This is a genomic window from Siminovitchia fortis, from assembly GCF_003605365.2.
GTDB classification, from domain to species: Bacteria; Bacillota; Bacilli; order Bacillales; family Bacillaceae_C; genus Siminovitchia; species Siminovitchia fortis.
In genome coordinates, this window is the sequence record NZ_QYTU02000001.1 from 255617 (window position 1) to 275312 (window position 19696).

The window sequence follows — 19696 nt, forward strand, 5'->3', positions numbered from 1 at the left end:
TAACAGTGCCCAGCCCCACAGCTATTTTTCATTTTTTCGTTCCAAAACAAGGGTGACAGGGCCATCATTGACGAGGTCGACTTCCATCATGGCGCCGAAAACGCCTGTCTCCACCTTTACTCCCCTGCTCCGAAGCAGTTCATTAAAGTGTTCATACATAGAATTCGCCATGTCAGGAGCTGCTGCATCGACAAAACTGGGGCGCCTTCCTTTATTGCAGTCGGCGTAAAGTGTAAATTGGGAGACTGACAGGATTTCACCATTCACATCTTTTAATGAACGGTTCATTTTCCCATCCGCATCTTCGAAAATACGGAGATTTATAATTTTATCGGCCAGCCATTCGGCTTCTTTTTCAGTATCATCATGAGTAATGCCAACTAACAGTACAAATCCTCTGCCGATGGATCCTGTCAATCTTCCCTCTGCTGTCACACTAGCCTGCTTGCATCTTTGAAGCACGATTTTCACTTTCTTATGCTCCTTTAGTTCATGATTCGATGTACCGCATAGATGTCCGGAATCTGTTTGATTTTATCCACGACTTTATGAAGATGGCTGATGTTATGGATAGCGATGGTCACCATGATCGTAGCCATTTTATTTCGGTCTGTCCTGCCTGATACAGCTGTGATATTCGTTCTTGTACCGCTTACTGTCTGCAGCACTTCGTTCAGAAGTCCGTGGCGGTCGTATCCCAATACTTCGATATCAACATTATACTCTTTCCGGGTATTCCCGCCCGGCACCCATTCAACATGGATAAGACGATTCTCTTGGTCGGAACTGGCAACGTTCGGGCAATCGCATCTATGGACAGAGACACCTCTCCCCTTAGTGATAAAACCGATAATTTCATCACCCGGAACCGGATTGCAGCAGCGCGAAAGCCGGATAAGCAAATTATCCGCTCCCTTGACTCTTACTCCTGCTTCGTGTCTCCCCGGACGCTGGGTTTGTTTTCCTTCTGATACAATGTCTTTGACAGCCTCTTCCTCATCGCGTTTCTTTCTCCACTTATCTGTCAGCCTGTTGGCGACCTGCTGTGCCGAAATGCCATTATAGCCGACAGCCGCATACATATCGTCTTCAGTCGGAAAATTAAATTTCTCCGCCGTTCTTTCAATATTTTCAGGAACAAGGATATCTTTGACGTCAAAACCAAGTTCTTTGATCTCTCTTTCAACCAAATCCCTGCCTTTGATAATATTCTCTTCTTTTCTCTGCCTTTTGAAAAATTGCTTTATTTTATTTTTGGCTTGGGAGGTCTGCGCCAGCTTGAGCCAGTCCTGGCTTGGCCCGTATGAATGTTTGGAAGTCATGATTTCTATAATATCGCCTGTACTCAGTTTATAGTCCAGCGTGACCATTTTCCCGTTGACCTTTGCTCCGATCGTCTTGTTGCCGATTTCCGAATGGATGCGGTAGGCAAAATCAATCGGGACCGATCCGGCCGGAAGTTCGATGACGTCACCCTTCGGAGTAAATACAAACACCATATCGGAAAATAAATCGACTTTTAATGATTCCATGAATTCCTCGGCATTGGCCGATTCATTTTGGAATTCTAATATTTCCCTGAACCAGGAAAGTTTCTTGTCGAACGAAGATTTCTGGTCAATTGTCTTTCCTTCTTTATAAGCCCAGTGGGCCGCAACCCCGTACTCGGCAATCCTGTGCATTTCTATCGTCCGGATCTGTACTTCCAGCGGTTCCCCTTTAGGCCCTATGACTGTTGTATGGAGTGACTGATACATATTTGGTTTAGGCATCGCAATATAATCTTTGAACCTTCCGGGCATCGGCTTCCAGCATGTATGGATGATACCAAGAACGGCATAGCAATCCTTGATGCTGTTTACGATGATCCTCACAGCAAGAAGATCATATATTTCGTTGAATTGTTTATGCTGGAGTGTCATTTTCCGGTAGATGGAATAAATATGTTTGGGCCGGCCATACAGCTCAGCCTTAATGTCAACTTCCTCCAGCCGTTTCTTCACTTCTTCAATGACGTTGTCCAAGTACTGCTCCCTTTCGGCCCGCTTCCGTTTCATCAGATTGACAATCCGATAGTATTGCTGCGGGTTCATGTACCGAAGCGATGTATCCTCCAACTCCCATTTGATTTTCGAAATTCCGAGCCGGTGGGCAAGCGGAGCAAAAATTTCCAGCGTCTCATTGGCAATCCTTCTTTGTTTCTCGGGTGCGAGATGCTTTAATGTCCGCATATTATGAAGACGGTCAGCAAGCTTGATCAAAATGACCCGGATATCTTTTGCCATGGCGACAAACATCTTTCTATGGTTTTCGGCCTGCTGCTCCTCATGCGATTTATATTTTATTTTTCCAAGTTTAGTGACGCCGTCAACAAGCATTGCCACTTCACTATTAAATTCCTCGGAAATCTGCTTGATGGTCACCTGTGTATCTTCCACTACATCGTGAAGAAAGCCGGCGGCAACCGCAGCGGGATCCAATTGGAGGTCAGCGAGAATACCGGCCACCTGGACCGGATGGATAATATACGGTTCTCCGGATTTGCGAAACTGATCCTTATGGGCCTCACTGGCAAATTCATAAGCCCTTTTTACCAGTTCTACGTGTTCCTCATTTAAATATTCACTTACCTGTTCAAAAACATCTTCAGCTGTTAAAATGTTATCTTTTGCCACAAGGATCACCTTTTTTATTAAATAAAGATTATGAAAAATGTCGAATAAAAAAAGAATATATAATTACTATTATCGTTTTTTATACGCTGGTTGTAAAGAACGAGCTGTCATTTTCCATCATTTTTCTGGAGGGCATAATAAAAAGCACTCATTGGAGAGTGCTTTTCAGTCATTAAAACTTCATCAGAGTATAAAGATCATAATCCTCAAGGTTTTTCCTCCCGTTCAAATAGGAAAGCTCAATAAGGAAAGCGATACCTGCAACGATGCCGCCAAGCTTTTCGACAAGCTCGATTGTCGCTTCAATCGTTCCGCCGGTTGCCAATAAATCATCCGTAATCAATACTCGCTGGCCCTTTTTGATCGCATCCTTGTGAATGGTCAAGGCATCTTTGCCGTATTCTTTGCCATAACTCGCCTTGATCGTTTCCCTTGGGAGCTTTCCCTCTTTTCTGACCGGTGCAAAGCCGACCCCGAGGGCATAGGCAACAGGGCAGCCGATGATGAATCCGCGTGCTTCGGGACCGACAACGAGATCGATTTCCTTTTCTTTCGCATATTCAACAATTTGATCCGTTGCATACCGGAAAGCCTCGCCATTATCCATCAGTGTCGTAATATCTTTAAATAAAATCCCTTTTTGGGGCCAATCCGGAACGATTGTAATATATTGTTTTAAGTCCATGCATCCACTTCCTCCTCATGATAACCAGAGTGTGCAACCCGCTTCTCAAACCATTGCCTCAATTCCTGATATGATGAATAGATCAGAGCATTTTCAAGTTCAATGTCCGCCTGCTTCTGTTGATAGGCAGGGGAATCCGACAAATCTTTCTTCATTTTCACCTGGTTAAGTACGATCATTCCATCTTTTATTGTAACAAATTCCAGCTCAAAAAACACTTTGGTCATAAACCGGACGGTTTCTTCTGACCAACCGCGATAGGTTTCAAGCTCTTTTCCGTACTTTCTTACATCAAAGGTCCGCCTTTTCGCAAGGAAAGCATAGTACCATTTAAAATGCTCCCTAGTCGGGATCGTTCTAAAAAATTGCCCCTGATCATGGGAAAAATGAGCATATATCCGATCTGGCGCCTTCCCTTCTATCAAATTTTCAAGAAGACTTAGATTAGGAGGGATATCAAGAAACACAACACTTTTTCCATCAATGGCCAGTTCTTTGGCCGCTTCGTAATCAGAAATGAATTTAACTTGTGAGGCATCCAGCGAAAACTCATCCAACGTTTGCCGTCTAAAAACGATGAAATACACGTTCTTTTTCGGTAAAAGGGGAAGCCAGCTATCAGGGCGCCTTTTGCCGCGCATGTCAAACAGCTGCCAGTTGCTGATACTGGCATCTCTTATAAATATTTGCGGTTTCCTCATATTATTCCATTCATTGATTGCCAGTTCTCCGATGACTGACAGCTGTGCGTCAGGTGAGATGCTGTCTGCAAGATATCCGAGATTAAAGCCGATTCCATCCAGCAAGCCGCCGGCCTGCTTTAAAGTCAGCTTCAGGTGATTTTGATCAGTCCCGATTTTTCTAATATCCTGCGGGTCTGCGCCGCTGATCATAAATTTCGGTTTCGGATTGCCCACCCCGTATGGTGCAAGCATGTCCAGTTCTTTTATTGAGTGTATATCCACTTCAGATAATGAAGCTTCCGCATCAAGATCCGTGAATGGAACCAAATCCTTCTCACTCAGCTGATCTCTTGCCGCAACATTCAATCTGCTTCGAAGCTCTTCCACATTGGAGATTGAGAGAGTCATTCCCGCCGCCATCGGATGCCCGCCGAAATGCTCAAGCAAATCAGAGCAGGACAGCAGATTGGCAAACAAATCAAAGCCTTTGATGCTTCGTGCAGAGCCCTTGGCCTTTCCCGTCTCCTTGTCATAGCCCAAGACGATGGCCGGCCTGTAGAACTTTTCAGTAAGCCTTGAAGCCACGATGCCGATCACCCCTGGATTCCATCCTTCTTTTCCGATGACAAGCACGTGATTTTCGGAAGGGGGGTAAAGTGTTTCCACCATTTCTACGGCTTCTTTTGTTATTTCCGCAACGATGTCTTTTCTCTCGCTGTTTAATTGTTCAATATCGCGGGCCAGCATTTCTGCCGTCCGATCATCTTTTGACAGCAAGAGTTCGGCGGCAGGGTCTGCAGAATACAGCCTGCCCGCCGCATTCAGGCGGGGGCCGATTGTGAAACCGACGGTTTCTTCATTGGCTTCAGCAAGATTTACCCCGGCCAGCTTGCTCAATGCAACAAGTCCGGGGCGCTCCGAACGGCTGAGGACCCGAAGGCCTTTTTTGACAATGAGCCGGTTCTCCCCATGCAGCGGTACCAGGTCGGCAATCGTTCCGACAGCGACGAGGTCGAGCAGCTGTTCCGGCGCAGTCCCGTATAGGGCATGGGCAAGCTTGAAAGTGACACCGACTCCCGCAAGATCGGGAAACGGATAATGTGTGCCGCCAAACCTTGGATGTATGATGGCATATGCCGGCGGTATTTCAGGCCTGATCTCATGGTGATCCGTTATAATCAAATCCAATCCAAGCTGTTTTGCGACTTCTGCCTCATGGACAGATGCTATACCGGTATCAACGGTTATAATCAGCTTGACGCCATTATCGGCGGCCCGGCGAAAAGCATTTTCATTCGGGCCATATCCTTCTGTAAAACGATTCGGTATGTAAAACTCGGCTGGAGCCCCCAATTCCCTTAATGCTGTCATTAAGACGGCGGTGCTCGTTACACCGTCGGCATCATAATCGCCGTATACAAGAATTTTCTCCTGTTCCTTGATTGCCTGACGGATCCGCTCAACCGCTTTTTTCATGTCTTGCAGCAAAAACGGATCATGAAAGTCTTCTTTTTCAATATGTAAAAATCGATAAGCTTCAGCAGGATCGCTAATCCCCCTGTTCACAAGCAATGTGGCTGTCAGCGGAGATATATCAAGTTCATCAGTTAGTATTTGAACCGCTTTCTCATCGGTTTTCCGAACGATCCAGCGGGTATTTGGCTGTAACATTTACTCACTCTCCCAGGCTTCCTATTATACAGAATGGGAGAAGTCCTTTCAATTCTCCATGAGGATGGAGCTGATTCCGCAACGTGCTGGACAGCCAATTATTCATTGTTTTTTACGTCGCCGGATCCGTTGTAATCTGGATTAATATGGACAAGAACATTGTGGACATCAGGCTCATCCATCAGCAATTCCTTTACTTTTTTACCTGCCCGGTGCCCTTCTGCCACTGTCATTTCCGGATCGACGGCGATTTTCAAGTCGATGATCACGTAATAACCATGCTGGCGGGCATAAAGTTCATCCACTCTCCTGACTTCTGGGACGGATAAAACGATATTTTTGTAACCGGCCGTTTTATCATCATCCAGCACATGGTCCAATGTATTATAGATGGATTCGGCTCCCAGTTTCCACGCCATCCGTATGACCATGACCGAGACGACCAAACCGGCGACAGGGTCGCCAAAAACAAGCCAGCCGATGTTCAGTTTTTTCCCTATGATGGACGCAGCGATTCCAATCAACGCGGCGATGGACGAATAGACATCGGAACGGTGTTCATAAGCATTGACGATCAGGGCTTCGCTATTGAGCTTTTTCCCCAGGCGGTATTTGTACCGGAATAATGCCTCCTTGACGATAATGGAAAATGCCACAGCATAAATCGCTATCGAACCGGGCGCTTCCAAAGGTTTGAAGAATGATTCGAAAGATGATTTTCCGATTTGTACGCCGGCAATAAACAGGATGACTGCAACGATAATGGCCGCTATGGATTCGGCTTTCCCATGCCCATAAGGATGCTCCTCGTCCGGAGGCTGCTTTGCAGCCCGCAGGCCCACCCACACAGCCAAAGAGCCGACAATGTCCGACGCGGAATGAACAGCATCCGCAAGCAAAGCTTTACTGTGCCCTTTCAAGCCAAAAATGCCCTTTATAAGAGTGAGCAATATATTGACGATAATGCCTGCCCATGCTGCAACCTCTGCTTGTTTAAAACGGTCCTTCTGTTCCATATAGACAGTCCCCTTTTTAAAAGCTGTATTACTTATACTGCCCTTTCCAAGCAAAAAAGCCGCAATCAGCGGCTTTTTTTGTTTAGCGTACTATAGAATGCCCTATACTTGGGGCTCGTCCGACCATTTCTTCTTTTCTTTCACCGTTTTGATGGGGCCTTTTTTCTTCAATTCTTTTACTTTCAAATCGTACCAAAGCTGTGCAGAAATGAAGATGGACGAATAAGTTCCCGCCAACAGCCCGACGAGCAAGGCGAGAGAGAAGCTCCGAATGGACTCACTGCCGAAGATCAACAGAGCAACAACAGTGACGATGACTGTCAACACCGTATTAATGGATCGCGTCAGGGTCTGGCGAAGCCCCTTGTTCACAATCTCTGCAATATCCTGCTCAGTTTTCAGGCGTTTTTTCGCTCTCATATTTTCGCGGATCCGGTCAAATGTGACAATCGTATCATTGATGGAGTACCCGACAATTGTCAAAACAGCAGCAATAAATGTCAGGTCCACCTCAAGCCGCGTCAGGCTGAAAAACGCAACAATGAAAAAGGCATCATGGACAAGGCCGAGAATAGCCGAGAGCCCCATCCTTGATTCAAATCGGAACGAAACATATATGACAATGCCCAACATTGCTATAGCAAGAGCATATAAAGCGTTTCTGGCAAGCTCTTTTCCTACTGTAGAAGACACAGTACTGACATTCGGATCCGTACCATATTTTTCTTCAAAATGGTTTTTCAGCTTTGCAATCTCATTTTTGGACATAACGCCTTTATAACGGGCAACGCCGATGTCCTGATCGTTTCCGGAAAGGACAATATCATCAGAAGGCATTCCGATTGCATCCAGTTCCGTTTTCACCTCTTCGGTTGTCAAAGGCTTGCCGGCATTGATTTCCACACGGGTTCCGCTTGAAAAGTCAATTCCGAGATTTAACTTGAACATGCCAAGGACGATAGCCCCCGCAACGAACAGAGCAATAGAAAAGATATAAAACTTCTTCCTGTTTTTCACGAAATCAAATCGGTCGAATGGCGTTTTCAGCTCATGCGCCGAAATATTTTCCGACAGGTCATGAACCTCGGATTTCTTCACCCCGAACCAGCCCGGCTTTTCTTTAAAGAAACGGCTGTTGATCCATAGTCCCAGAAGGAATCTCGACCCGTAAACGGCCGTGACGAAGCTCATCAGTATACTTAATATGAGCATCGTTGCAAACCCTTTGACAGAGCTTGTACCGAAGTAAAAAAGAACCGCTCCGGCCAATAAGGTAGTTATATTGGCGTCAAGAATGGCTACGAACGAAGACTTGTTTCCTGCCTGGAAAGCAGAGCGCAGCGACCGTCCAAGCCTGATCTCTTCCTTCAGCCTTTCATATGTCAGTATGTTGGCGTCAACCGCCATCCCAACCCCCAGAATCAGTGCAGCGATACCCGGTAACGTAAGCACTCCCTGCATCAGTGTAAATATGAGCAAAATCAAATAAATATAGACGGATAGGGTAATCGACGCAATGAATCCCGGGAAGCGGTAATAAAAGATCATGAACAAGAATATGATCGCTATCCCGATCATTCCGGCTGTTACAGTTTTATCCATTGCCTGCTCACCGAATTGGGCGCCCACTGACGTTGAATACACTTCTGTCAGCTTAACAGGGAGGGCACCGGCATTTAGCAGGTTGGCAAGGTTCTCTGCCTCCTCAGTTGTAAAATTCCCCTCAATCGAAACATCGGTTTGATTAAACACCTGATTGACATTTGGAGCGGAAAGCAATTTTTGGCTGCCGCTTGAGACCGCCTTTTCGTATGAGTCAACGCCTTCTTCAAAATCCATCCAAATGGCCAGTTGATTGTTCGGCTTCATGCTGAGAATCTTTTCGGTCACTTCTTTGAATTTCTTTTTATCCTTCAATTTGACGAGGACAATGGGCTGGTTCGTATCCGGAGAAAAGCTTTGTTTGGCAGCTCCTTCAACAAGGTCGGTCCCGTCCAGCATCACATTGTCATTGACATCCCTGAATGTGAGCGTCGCCTGGGTTCCAAGAATCTCCCTCGCCTGTGTCTGATCTTCGACTCCCGCGAGCTGGACCCTGATCCTGTTCGTGCCTTCAACCTGGATATTCGGTTCGCTTACACCAAGTACGTCAACCCTTCGACTGAGCGCATCCGTTGTATGTACCAAAGTGTCCCTTGTTATTTTTTGCCCTTCTTTTGCCGGTTTTACATCATATAAAACTTCAAAACCGCCTTGGAGGTCAAGACCCAGCTTTATGTGGTTGATGATACTGTTTGTGGTCGAGCCCATGATTCCTGCGAGAAAAATTAATATGAGAAAAAAGGCCACGATCCTGCTTCTTTTTACCATTAAATATAAGTCCTCCTTGCGATTCATGCATCTTCTTATGTCTGTTTAGATTATGAAACAGATAAAATGGGGTGTCAATCTTCATCTGTTTTCAATAGTTGTTGAAGGTCGTCATTCCCGAGGCCCTCAAATGGATCTCCCTGGGAACGATACGCTTCCACAGTTGCAAAGTTCATAAAGTCACCGGCTTTCAATGAGAGGACATCGGAAACCAATTCGTGGACCCTTACCCCTTCCTTAGGCTTTCTCCATGTTTTTTCGGTTAAAAATCTCCATAAATCCTCGATGGAAATATCCTCATAGCCAAGTACCGCAAACTCCTCCGCCTTGCTCATTAAAGCAGGTTTGAGCCTATGGAAATAGTCATCGTATTCATGATTCTGTTCCGCCATCCGGTTATCCACCCTTCCATTTTGCGCAAGACAAAGACTGAACTTGTCATGCTTTGTCCAACTCCATGCATATACATAATTGTAATCGAATTGAGCAAATTTGAGAAGGCAGGGAAATAGATGTCAAAGTTTTTAAAAGGAACAATGATATTGATGGCTGCTGGCCTCGTCACAAGGCTGCTTGGTTTCATAAACAGAATCGTCATTGCCCGGCTGATCGGGGAAGAAGGGGTAGGTTTGTACATGATGGCCTATCCGACTTTACTCCTTGTTGTGACCATTACACAACTCGGTCTGCCCGTAGCCATTTCCAAAGCAGTCGCTGAAGCGGACATAAAAGGGGATCAACGGAAAGTAAAAAAGATTCTCGTTGTTTCTTTGACTGTAACAGGAACGCTCTCGCTGATCTTTACCCCTGCGTTAATCATGCTGGGGCCGCTGCTTTCAAAAACACTCTTTACCGATCCCAGAACCTATTACCCGCTTACAGCTATTGCGCCGATCATACCGATCGTTGCCGTTTCCTCTGTCATCAGGGGCTATTTCCAGGGTAAGCAGAATATGAAGCCGTCTGCTGTATCCCAAATTTTGGAACAGGCAGTCCGCATCACGCTGATTGCAGTGCTTACAAAAGCCTTTCTTCCAATGGGGATCGAATATGCGGCGGCTGCAGCGATGGTTGCCACAGTTATAGGAGAGCTCGTTTCTCTTTTATACTTGTTTGCCATGTTTAAAGTAAAAAAAAGATTTCCGGTCAGAAGACATTTTTTAAATGCATTAAAAGGCGGAAAGGAAACGTTCAAAGAACTGATGCAAGTGGCACTGCCTACGACAGGCAGCAGGATGATCGGGTCTTTGTCCTGGTTTTTCGAGCCGATCATCGTATCTCAGAGCCTGCTGTTGGCAGGTGTTGCCGCCGGCATTGCCACAAAACAGTACGGGCTTTTGACCGGATATGCCCTGCCTTTGCTGACCCTGCCTTCCTTTATTACGTTCTCTCTTGCAACATCGCTCGTTCCGGCCATAAGTGAGGCCAACGCAGTCCGCAACCATAGGCTGGTGGAATACAGGCTTCAGCAGGCGCTGCGCTTCGCCCTGCTTTCCGGCGGACTGTCAGTGATCGTTTTGTTCACATTTTCCGAGCCATTAATGAAACTCATATACGGCTCGGAAAATGGCGCTTATTTTATCAGGCTGATGGCCCCATTTTTTATCTTTCATTACTATCAGGGACCGCTTCAGGCCATTTTGCAGGCCCTTGACCTGGCCAGGGCTGCCATGATCAACAGCCTGATCGGGAACGCCGTCAAGCTTGCCGTCATTTTTATGCTGGCATCCCAGCCGCACATCGGGATTACAGGGGCGGCGCTTGGAATTGCAGCGGGAACCTTGCTGATCACCGCACTGCACTATGCCACCGTTTTAAAGAAGGTCCAATTTACCGTATATATTTTTGATTATGTAAAATTTTTCGCCGCTGCCATACTGGCAGGCTGGAGCGGAAAAATAATATTCGACTCTCTCTTTTTTGATTCGAATTTTATAAAACTGGCCATAGGAATCATCATCACAACACTGATCTATTTAGCTTTGCTGTTTGGCTTTAAACTGGTGAATAAAAACGACATGACAAAAATCCCGGTCATCGGCAATATAATAAAATAAAGCCGGGGCCTCATCACTTTAAAGCATTAACACTTTAATTCGATGGGGGACTGTCCCCCATCACGTTAAAGTGGCAATGCATTAATGCGGCAGGATCCAGGCCCCTCGTCATTTCTTCTTTTCATCAATGTAATCAACAAAAAAGTTTCCGTCCTGAAAACTGCAAAAGGAAATATTCTCGATATCTTTATGCCCTCTTGTTTTTAGTTCCCGCCTAAGCCATTGCTCGCTTTTATTCGATTCTTTTAAACCCTCCTGCTGGATTTTTCCGTCTACGATAAGGGGAATGGTCACAGAACCGGCCTTCTTTTTGTTTCCTTTTTTAAACACAGATAATTCCCCTGACGTTTCCAGGATGGCAAACTCAACATCTGCGATATTGCTTATATCCTTCTGCCGCAGCTGCATGAGCAAATCGTCAAAATTATAACGGTGCTTTTTCATTTCTCTCTCATTAATATTTCCTCTTTCAATGAGGACTGTTGCTTTTCCATCAATGATATGCCTGAATTTACGGCTTTTTAATGAAAAAAAGGCCATTCCCACCTGAATGATAAGCAAAACTGACATAGGCACAATCGTATGCATGATCGGATCTTTATGCTGCTCAATTGCAACAACAGCCATTTCCCCGATCATGATGAAAACCACAAGGTCCAGAACGCTAAGCTCTCCAATTTCCCTTTTTCCCGCCAGGCGGAAAATAATAAGGATCACTCCGTACAGGAGTATTGTCCGCAAGATTATAATCAGATAATCGTTCACCTTTGTTTCCTCCTGTCCTCAAACTCATGACTTAGTATAGACAACAAATTGATAAACATGAGGAAAAAGGCTTCTAATAACTGAATTTGTGAATATGTTTGTAGAAGGACAGGCGTATTTTGCCCAAATGATTCAAGGAAAGGAGTGAAAGATGATCGAGGCGAAGAATTTCGGAGTATCGGTTTTATATGGGGTAATCACGATATTTTTGCTCGCTGCCATTACGAGTTTCATTTTTTCATTCATACTGTCTTTCACAAATACCCAGGAAAAATCCATCAGCTTACTCATTACGATCATCTCCTTTTTCAGTGTATTTGCCGGAGGATTCATCTGCGGCGGCAAAGGCAAGCAAAAAGGATGGGTACTGGGCGGAGCAACGGGCCTTTTATACAGCTTGATCATTCTCTTATATCAATATTTGGGCCACGGTTCCCTTTTCACATTGGAACAGCTTGTTTACTACATTTGCTATACATTGACCGCCATGATGGGAGGTGTTCTTGGGGTAAACATCGCAGGCGGTCCACCGCAGCATCACTCATAAAAATAAAAAAGAAGCGTCACATTGTCACGCTTCTTTTTTGCATTGATCTTTCCTAAGATTGCACTACTTCGCGAATCGCATTTCGATCATATGTAAGTCTGCTGCCATCACCGCAAAGAATGACTACTTTCCCTTCATCAATTGCGTCGATCGTCCCATGGAGACCTCCGATAGTAATCACCTTGTCCCCTTTTTGCAAATTGTTCTGCATCGTTTGGACAGCCTTTTGCCGTTTTTGGTTCGGCCTGATTAACAAAAAGTAAAATAGAACGAACATCAATATAAACGGTGTTAGATTAGCAAGTGTCTGCAAGCTCCTTCCCCCTTTCTTAGATGATGTATTATTAGAAATTTTTTGCGTCAGGACGATTAAATCCATAGCGCTCAAAAAATTCTTCCCTGAAGTCACCGAGACGATCTTCTTTAATCGCATCTCTGACTTGCTTCATCAATTTTAACAGAAAATATAAATTATGGTAAGTCGTAAGCCTAATTCCGAATGTTTCGTTGCATTTAATTAAATGGCGGACATAGGCACGTGAATAATTCCGGCAGGCGTAACAATCGCAATCTTCATCCAATGGCCCAAAATCTCTCGCATAGGCCGCATTTTTCACAACCAGGCGCCCTTGGCTTGTCATCAGAGTGCCATTTCTTGCAATGCGCGTCGGAAGGACACAGTCAAACATGTCCACCCCTCTTATCGCGCCGTCAACAAGAGAATCCGGTGAACCCACTCCCATCAAATAACGAGGTTTGTCGGACGGTAAAAGCGGGGTTGTAAATTCAAGCATGCGGTTCATTACATCTTTCGGTTCACCCACAGACAAGCCGCCAATCGCATAGCCGGGAAAGTCAAGGGAAACAAGATCTTTTGCACTCTGCTTGCGCAAATCTTCATATTCACCGCCCTGCACAATCCCGAAAAGCCCCTGGTCTTTCGGGCGCTTGTGGGCATTTAGGCATCTTTCAGCCCAGCGCGATGTCCGTTCCACCGAGTTTTTCATATATTCGTGAGAAGCCGGGTATGGCGGACATTCATCAAACGCCATCATAATATCGGACCCTAATGAATTTTGGATGGACATCGCCTTTTCGGGTGATAGAAATAATTTATCCCCATTCAGGTGGTTCCGGAAATGGACCCCTTCTTCTTCGATCTGCCTGAATTCGCTTAGGCTGAATACCTGGAAACCGCCTGAATCGGTTAAAATTCCTTGATCCCAGTTCATAAACTTGTGAAGCCCTCCGGCCTCTTCAACAATATCCTCTCCAGGCCGCAGCCATAAATGATATGTATTGCTGAGAATGATGCCCGCGCCCATTTCTTTCAATTCTTCTGGGCTCATCGTTTTGACAGTTGCCAGCGTTCCTACCGGCATAAACATGGGCGTCTCATATGATCCATGCGGAGTATGGACCATTCCCAGCCTGGCACCTGTCTGTTTGCAAGTTTTGATCAATTCATATGTAATGGCAGGCAATGAGCACCCCCCTTTCCTGTATCAGATTAAATAATCAGCATTGCATCTCCAAAGCTGAAAAACCTGTATTTCTCTTGAACAGCCGTTTCGTATGCATGGAGAATATGTTCACGTCCGGCCAATGCACTGACAAGCATGATCAATGTGGACATTGGCAGATGAAAATTCGTCACCAGCCCGTCAACGGCCTGGAATGTGTAACCCGGGTAAATGAAAATGTCAGTCCAGCCGCTTCCGGCTATAAATAAACCGTCATTTGCCCCAGCGATCGTTTCAAGTGTCCTCGTAGAAGTGGTTCCTACTGAAATGATTCTGCCTCCATCCTTTTTCACCTTGTTCAGAAGGTCTGCCGTCTCCTCTGACATGCGGTAAAACTCAGCATGCATATCATGATCTTCAACACTATCCACACTAACGGGCCTGAATGTTCCAAGTCCCACATGAAGGGTAATGAAGGTCACATGGACACCTTTTTCTTTTATATTTTCAAGCAATTCATTTGTAAAATGGAGGCCTGCCGTCGGAGCGGCGGCTGATCCCCTTTCACGCGCATATACCGTCTGGTATCTGTCCTGGTCTTCCAACTGTTCCTTTATGTAAGGAGGGAGGGGCATCTTCCCGAGAGCATCCAAAATTTCATAAAAGATACCTTCATATTGAAACTCGAACAGCCTGCCACCGTGCTCCTCCGTTCCCGTGCAGACCGCTTTCAGTTGGCCGTCACCAAAAGAAATGACAGTTCCGGTTTTTACGCGCTTTGCAGGCTTAACGAGCGTCTCCCAGCAATCTCCGTGCACTTGCTTAAGCAAAAGCACTTCAACTTTTGCCCCAGTGTCCGTTTTTATCCCGAACAGACGGGCAGGCAGAACCTTTGTATCATTTAAAACAAGACAGTCGCCGGGATTCAAATAATCGATCAGTTTGCTGAACGTTTCATGTTTTATTTCACCTGTAAGCTTATTCAATACCATCAACCTGCTTGAAGACCGGTTTTTCAGCGGTGTTTGCGCAATCAGCTCCTCAGGCAGGTCGAAATCAAACATATCTACTTTCAAAATTCATTTAAGCCTCCCAACTAGAAAAAAGATTGCCGATAAAATGACGCTTATAATGATGGATGTCATGACAGGGAAAAAGAAAGTGGCATTTCCTTTTTTGATGACAATATCGCCGGGAAGCCTTCCAAGCTTAAGAAAATGGATCAGAAACCCTGCGATAAAAATCACAGCACCGGCAACCATTAAAAGCTTCGCCATCCCGTTCAACGGTGCGGCACCTCCAATTTGAAATGTTCATATACTTGCTGCGTTACCATCCTTCCCCTCGGAGTCCGCTGCAGGAAACCGATTTGGAGGAGATAAGGTTCATATACATCTTCAATCGTAGTTGATTCCTCCCCGATGCTTGCAGCAATTGTACCGATACCGACTGGACCGCCCCTGAACTTCTCAATGATTCCCCGCAGCAGCTTATGATCAATATGATCAAGCCCAAGTTTGTCAACCTGCAGCAATTCAAGGGCTTCATCAGCCAACGGAAGTGTAATGACGCCATCCCCTCGAACCTGCGCAAAGTCACGGACCCTTCTGAGAAGCCGGTTGGCAATTCTGGGTGTTCCCCTGGAACGCCTGGCAATTTCAACTGCTCCGTCCCATTCAATTTCCGTTTCGAGTATGTCGGAAGTCCTGACGACAATATCAGTCAGTTGGCTTTCATTATAATATTCCAAGCGGCAGAGCACTCCAAAACGATCGCGCAAAGGGGCGGAAACAGCTCCGGCGCGTGTCGTGGCGCCGACAAGCGTAAACGGAGGCAAATCCAATCTGACAGACCGGGCCTCAGGTCCTTTTCCAATGACAATATCGAGGCAATAATCTTCCATTGCGGGGTACAAAACCTCTTCTATCGCACGCGGCAAACGGTGAATCTCATCTATAAATAATACTTCTCCAGGTTCAAGAGAAGTAAGGATGGCCGCAAGATCCCCCGGCCGCTCTATGGCCGGACCTGACGTTGTCCTTACGTTCACACCCATTTCGTTGGCAATCACGACAGCCAGCGTTGTTTTTCCAAGACCTGGCGGACCATACAGCAAAACATGGTCAAGAGCTTCCTTTCTCATTTTCGCCGCTTCAATAAAAATGGACAAATTATCCTTCACTTTGTCTTGGCCGATATACTGGGAAAGCGACTGCGGACGGAGACTTTGTTCAAAAGACACATCATTCATAGACGCTTCTCCGGAAAGCACCCTTTCCTCCATCCATGATCACTCCTTCCATGTTATTGTTTCATAAGCAATTGAAGCGCGCTTTTTATAAACTGGTCTGTCGTCAGATTCTCTTTTGCAAGTTTGGGGCGGACCTTTTTCAACTCCCGCTCGGAGTACCCCAACGCTGCAAGAGCAAGCATCGCTTCATCCAGTTCAACCGAACCATCAGATGCTTCTCCTGCTACTTCATAATCGATATCCGCCGCGGCTTCCGCCATTCCTTCCGGCAGCACATCGTGCAGTTTTCCTTTCAAATCCAGGATCATTTGTCTGGCCGTTTTCTTGCCGACTCCAGGAAATTTGGTCAAAAACTTTTCATCTTCCATTTCAATTGCATGGATGACTTGTTCAGGCTCCCCGAACGCCAGGATGGCCAGAGCGCCTTTAGGGCCGATTCCCGAAACACTGATCAGCTTCTTGAACATTTCCCTTTCAGTATTGGTTCCAAAGCCATAAAGTGCAAGGATGTCCTCCCGGACATGCTGGTATGTATAGATAACGGCCTCCGTGCCTTTTTTGGCTGAAAAAACGAAAGGATTCGGCGTTAAAATCTGATAGCCGATTCCGTTATTCTCTATCACAATATATTCGGGTCCGATATGCTCTACAGTCCCTTTGATGTATTCGTACAATGGTTTCTCTCCTCTTTCATACTAACCATCATTGTATCATATAATTCATTCACTATTACACAAAAAACAACATATGTTCTAACCGGCAAGGATATGAAGCAAAAGTTTATTGTTATTTCAACAGGGTAAACACAATGCAACACTTCTTTTCCCATTATGAATAAAGGAGGGCTTCACAATGAAGAAAAATGTTGTCGGAATTTTCGCCACAAGTTTTGAAGCCATAAAGGCTATTGATTCGCTAAGAGACGACGGAATAGATAACGACCATATCTTTGTGGTTGCCGATGATGAATTGAAGTCCAATACAATTGAAGAAAAGACCGGTGTCCCTGTAAAAGATAACATTCAACATACAGCAGGACAGGACAACCTTTGGGAAGAACTTAAATCATTTTTCAATAATGAAGATGCGGAAACCAAGAAATACTCAGATCAGCTTTTGGATCTTGGGATGACGGAAGCGGATGTTGACAGGTATGCGAATGAAGTGGAAAATGGACATATTTTAGTGCTGGTGGACAGTGATGCCGATCAAGGCAGAACTGGTTTACTCTCTACTGAAAACATGCCTCTGAACAATACAGTTGATGTAAAAGTTCACGGTGAAAAAGTGGACAACTTTACAACAGGAGATAGGTTTGACAGGGAGGAACATGGTCCGCAAGCAAAAATAGGCGGACAGTCTCGCGTGGAAGCCGTCAGACAGGCCGGAAGACCGAAAGAGCGTACTGCAGGCATGGAATTACGAGGAAGAAAAAGGGAATTTGAGGAAGAAGTCAACCCTTTTGAAAACAGGCACCAGAGCAGCTACACAAGCTCAATGAGCCATGACAGCAACGATCAGCAAGATTACGGTCATAACCCTTCGTAGAAATCCGGGTAACGCCCGGATTTTTTACTGTTTAAGAAAGTTTAGAGTTTGTCTTAGTTTTCTATACGGAATGCTGATGTGATATGTCCAGCTTCAGGCGCCATCGGCTCGAGGTCATAAGTCAATCGCTGATGAAGGCAAACTACGCCTTCTTCAGCGCTTGTCTTATGCTTGTCGCCGATAGGCGGGCGCCTTGCGCTTTTCTTATTTTGAAAGCAAATGTATTATACATAGTGAAATATTTGGTAAACTATAAAATATCTAACTGAGAGAGGAGTTATCTTGATGCAGTTTGACGGTTTTACAGAAAGTGATTTTCAAACTTTTCATATTGACGGCCTGGACGAAAGAATGGCCGCCATCCAAAATAGAATTCAGCCGAAGTTTAAAATCATTGGAGAAGCTTTGACTTCCGATTTAAGCTCAATGATCGGAACTGAAATGTTTTTACATATTGCCAAGCATGCCAGAAGAACGGTGAACCCGCCCAAAGATACGTGGCTCGCCATCGCAAATAATAAGCGGGGCTACAAGAAGCATCCTCATTTTCAAGTCGGGCTTTTTGACGATCATGCCTTTCTTTGGCTCGCCTATATATACGAGCTGCCGGAAAAGAATGAGATTGCCAAGAAATTCCTGAATCATATGGATGAAATCAAAGAGAAAGTACCCGGCGACTTTGTCATCTCCATGGACCATATGAAAAAGGACGCTGTCACGCTTGACGAAATCGATTTAAAAAAAGCGCTTGAACGCTTCCGCGATGTCAAAAAAGCGGAATTTCTCATCGGAAGGCATATTGCGGCCGATGACCCGATTGTCAAAGACGGTGACAAATTCATCTCATTGGCAAGGGATACATTTAAAACACTCGTGCCTGTTTATAAGCTTGGTTATGAGTAACCATAAGAAAAGCGCAAGCGCCCGTTTAGCGACGTACAGACTGGAGCGCTTCTGACGAGATAAAGGAAACACGCGCAGCGGAGCGGAGCGATGTTGACTTATCGTAGGAAGAAGCGTGAAGTCTGCTAGTCGCTGGGCGCTGGAGCTGGACAAAGAAAGGCTTCTTTTGAAAAAAATTTTCATAACAGCCTATACTTTCTTTCACTTTCACAAAAGGCCGGCAATCCAGCCGGCTTTTCCCTATAAAATATTGACATTTGCATTATGGCCCACTGAAATCCACGGCCTGTTTTCTTCCCAGCGCACATTGACCGGAAGGTGAAACGTTTCAGATAATAATTTATCCTTCAACACCTCTTCTTTCGGGCCGGCTGCCACAATTTTCCCCTCACTCAGCAGCAATACATGTGTAATACCCTCGACCAGCTCCTCAATATGGTGAGTGACATAAATGATGCTGCAGTTGCTTCTGTCAATTTCTTTCGTCAATGCCAGAACCTGCTCGCGGGATAAAATATCAAGGCCTGAACAAGGCTCGTCCAATATTAATAATTTTGGATCGTTCATCAAAGAGCGTGCAATCAGGACCCTTCTTCTCTCCCCTTGTGAAAGCAGATGATACGGCTTCCCCTTCAACTTGTTCAGCCGGAATCTTTCAATCAGGCCATCCGCCTTTTCCCAGTCAGCTTTTGCCACCTCCTCATAGATCCCGAAGGAAGCGAATTTTCCGCTTACGATGATTTCCTCAATTGATTCATATTCAATAATATGGGAAAAACGGCTTAAAGAACTGCTGACAAAACCGATCTCCTTGCGAAGATCCGGCAGATACGATTTCCCGAATGGGTAATCGAGCACCGTTACATTTCCTTCCGATGGAAAATGGTAGCCTGATATGATATTCAGGATGGAGGTTTTACCTGAGCCATTCAACCCTAAAATGCCCCAATGCTCCCCCTTCTTCATTTCCCAATCGATTCCGCTTAGAATTTCCCTTCCGTCCCTTTTCCATGAAACGCCTTCAAGAGATATAATTGTGTCCATACATGTCATCCCCGTTTT

General features: G+C 45.4%; 19 protein-coding genes. 4 read left to right on the plus strand and 15 right to left on the minus strand.

Annotated features, from left to right (window positions below):
* Window positions 1–21 precede the first annotated feature (21 nt).
* The 7 genes from dtd to D4N35_RS01425 form a co-directional block, all read right to left on the minus strand.
* The gene (gene dtd, locus D4N35_RS01395) at window positions 22–471 is read right to left on the minus strand and encodes a D-aminoacyl-tRNA deacylase (RefSeq protein WP_120068784.1); all 450 of its coding nucleotides are present in this window, start codon (window positions 469–471) and stop codon (window positions 22–24) included.
* 14 nt (window positions 472–485) lie between these two features.
* Window positions 486–2675, minus strand: a complete 2190-nt coding sequence (locus tag D4N35_RS01400) for a RelA/SpoT family protein (RefSeq protein WP_120068787.1) — start codon at window positions 2673–2675, stop codon at window positions 486–488.
* 172 nt (window positions 2676–2847) lie between these two features.
* A complete protein-coding gene (locus D4N35_RS01405; RefSeq protein WP_120068790.1) occupies window positions 2848–3360 on the minus strand; it encodes an adenine phosphoribosyltransferase in 513 nt (170 codons plus the stop codon).
* On the minus strand, window positions 3351–5714 hold the full coding sequence (gene recJ, locus D4N35_RS01410; protein WP_120068793.1) for a single-stranded-DNA-specific exonuclease RecJ: 2364 nt from the start codon (window positions 5712–5714) through the stop codon (window positions 3351–3353). Before recJ ends, D4N35_RS01405 begins: the two co-directional genes overlap by 10 nt.
* Before the next feature lie 98 nt (window positions 5715–5812).
* The gene (locus D4N35_RS01415; protein WP_120068796.1) at window positions 5813–6730 is read right to left on the minus strand and encodes a cation diffusion facilitator family transporter; all 918 of its coding nucleotides are present in this window, start codon (window positions 6728–6730) and stop codon (window positions 5813–5815) included.
* A 102-nt stretch (window positions 6731–6832) separates the two neighbouring features.
* Window positions 6833–9100, minus strand: a complete 2268-nt coding sequence (gene secDF, locus D4N35_RS01420; protein WP_120068800.1) for a protein translocase subunit SecDF — start codon at window positions 9098–9100, stop codon at window positions 6833–6835.
* Window positions 9101–9174: 74 nt separating this feature from the next.
* Window positions 9175–9492: a post-transcriptional regulator gene (locus tag D4N35_RS01425; protein WP_120068803.1), complete on the minus strand. Its 318-nt coding sequence runs from the start codon at window positions 9490–9492 to the stop codon at window positions 9175–9177.
* Between the two features lie 120 nt (window positions 9493–9612).
* Between D4N35_RS01425 and spoVB the strand changes: the two genes are divergently transcribed.
* Window positions 9613–11157, plus strand: coding sequence for a stage V sporulation protein B (gene spoVB / locus D4N35_RS01430; protein WP_120068806.1), 1545 nt, complete (start codon window positions 9613–9615; stop codon window positions 11155–11157).
* Window positions 11158–11265: 108 nt separating this feature from the next.
* On the opposite strand, the gene D4N35_RS01435 is transcribed toward spoVB, so the two are convergent.
* Window positions 11266–11922 (minus strand): DUF421 domain-containing protein, encoded by a 657-nt coding sequence (locus D4N35_RS01435; RefSeq protein WP_120068809.1) that lies wholly within the window; start codon window positions 11920–11922, stop codon window positions 11266–11268.
* Window positions 11923–12073: 151 nt separating this feature from the next.
* On the opposite strand from D4N35_RS01435, the gene D4N35_RS01440 reads away from it, so the two are divergent.
* Window positions 12074–12469, plus strand: coding sequence for a TIGR04086 family membrane protein (locus D4N35_RS01440; protein ID WP_120068812.1), 396 nt, complete (start codon window positions 12074–12076; stop codon window positions 12467–12469).
* A 52-nt stretch (window positions 12470–12521) separates the two neighbouring features.
* Here D4N35_RS01440 and yajC read toward each other — a convergent pair whose 3' ends face one another.
* The 6 genes from yajC to ruvA are packed head-to-tail and all read right to left on the minus strand — an operon-like array spanning window position 12522 to window position 16857.
* Window positions 12522–12782, minus strand: coding sequence for a preprotein translocase subunit YajC (gene yajC / locus D4N35_RS01445; protein ID WP_120068814.1), 261 nt, complete (start codon window positions 12780–12782; stop codon window positions 12522–12524).
* Window positions 12783–12813: 31 nt separating this feature from the next.
* A complete protein-coding gene (gene tgt, locus D4N35_RS01450; RefSeq protein ID WP_120068817.1) occupies window positions 12814–13953 on the minus strand; it encodes a tRNA guanosine(34) transglycosylase Tgt in 1140 nt (379 codons plus the stop codon).
* A gap of 26 nt (window positions 13954–13979) precedes the next feature.
* A complete protein-coding gene (gene queA, locus D4N35_RS01455) occupies window positions 13980–15008 on the minus strand; it encodes a tRNA preQ1(34) S-adenosylmethionine ribosyltransferase-isomerase QueA (RefSeq protein ID WP_120068820.1) in 1029 nt (342 codons plus the stop codon).
* Window positions 15009–15011: 3 nt separating this feature from the next.
* Window positions 15012–15218, minus strand: a complete 207-nt coding sequence (locus D4N35_RS01460; protein ID WP_120068823.1) for a DUF2905 domain-containing protein — start codon at window positions 15216–15218, stop codon at window positions 15012–15014.
* Window positions 15215–16216, minus strand: a complete 1002-nt coding sequence (gene ruvB / locus D4N35_RS01465; RefSeq protein ID WP_120068826.1) for a Holliday junction branch migration DNA helicase RuvB — start codon at window positions 16214–16216, stop codon at window positions 15215–15217. Before ruvB ends, D4N35_RS01460 begins: the two co-directional genes overlap by 4 nt.
* A gap of 20 nt (window positions 16217–16236) precedes the next feature.
* Entirely contained in the window at window positions 16237–16857 is a 621-nt protein-coding gene (ruvA, locus tag D4N35_RS01470; RefSeq protein WP_120068829.1) for a Holliday junction branch migration protein RuvA, read from the minus strand.
* A gap of 178 nt (window positions 16858–17035) precedes the next feature.
* Here ruvA and D4N35_RS01475 point away from each other — a divergent pair, with 178 nt between their 5' ends.
* Window positions 17036–17731 (plus strand): YflT domain-containing protein, encoded by a 696-nt coding sequence (locus D4N35_RS01475; protein ID WP_120068831.1) that lies wholly within the window; start codon window positions 17036–17038, stop codon window positions 17729–17731.
* 285 nt (window positions 17732–18016) lie between these two features.
* Complete coding sequence (locus D4N35_RS01480; protein WP_120068834.1) at window positions 18017–18634, plus strand: YktB family protein; 618 nt, start codon at window positions 18017–18019, stop codon at window positions 18632–18634.
* Window positions 18635–18874: 240 nt separating this feature from the next.
* Here D4N35_RS01480 and D4N35_RS01485 read toward each other — a convergent pair whose 3' ends face one another.
* Window positions 18875–19678, minus strand: coding sequence for an ABC transporter ATP-binding protein (locus D4N35_RS01485; protein ID WP_120068836.1), 804 nt, complete (start codon window positions 19676–19678; stop codon window positions 18875–18877).
* Window positions 19679–19696 lie beyond the last annotated feature (18 nt).

Bases quoted from the DNA above. Each gene is read 5' to 3' on its own strand.
- D4N35_RS01405 (WP_120068790.1), bottom strand. From the start codon at position 3,360: ATGGACTTAAAACAATATATTACAATCGTTCCGGATTGGCCCCAAAAA.
- recJ (WP_120068793.1), bottom strand. From the start codon at position 5,714: ATGTTACAGCCAAATACCCGCTGGATCGTTCGGAAAACCGATGAGAAA.
- D4N35_RS01415 (WP_120068796.1), bottom strand. From the start codon at position 6,730: ATGGAACAGAAGGACCGTTTTAAACAAGCAGAGGTTGCAGCATGGGCA.
- secDF (WP_120068800.1), bottom strand. From the start codon at position 9,100: ATGGTAAAAAGAAGCAGGATCGTGGCCTTTTTTCTCATATTAATTTTT.
- D4N35_RS01425 (WP_120068803.1), bottom strand. From the start codon at position 9,492: ATGGCGGAACAGAATCATGAATACGATGACTATTTCCATAGGCTCAAA.
- spoVB (WP_120068806.1), top strand. From the start codon at position 9,613: ATGTCAAAGTTTTTAAAAGGAACAATGATATTGATGGCTGCTGGCCTC.
- D4N35_RS01440 (WP_120068812.1), top strand. From the start codon at position 12,074: ATGATCGAGGCGAAGAATTTCGGAGTATCGGTTTTATATGGGGTAATC.
- ruvB (WP_120068826.1), bottom strand. From the start codon at position 16,216: ATGGAGGAAAGGGTGCTTTCCGGAGAAGCGTCTATGAATGATGTGTCT.
- D4N35_RS01475 (WP_120068831.1), top strand. From the start codon at position 17,036: ATGAAGAAAAATGTTGTCGGAATTTTCGCCACAAGTTTTGAAGCCATA.
- D4N35_RS01480 (WP_120068834.1), top strand. From the start codon at position 18,017: ATGCAGTTTGACGGTTTTACAGAAAGTGATTTTCAAACTTTTCATATT.
- D4N35_RS01485 (WP_120068836.1), bottom strand. From the start codon at position 19,678: ATGGACACAATTATATCTCTTGAAGGCGTTTCATGGAAAAGGGACGGA.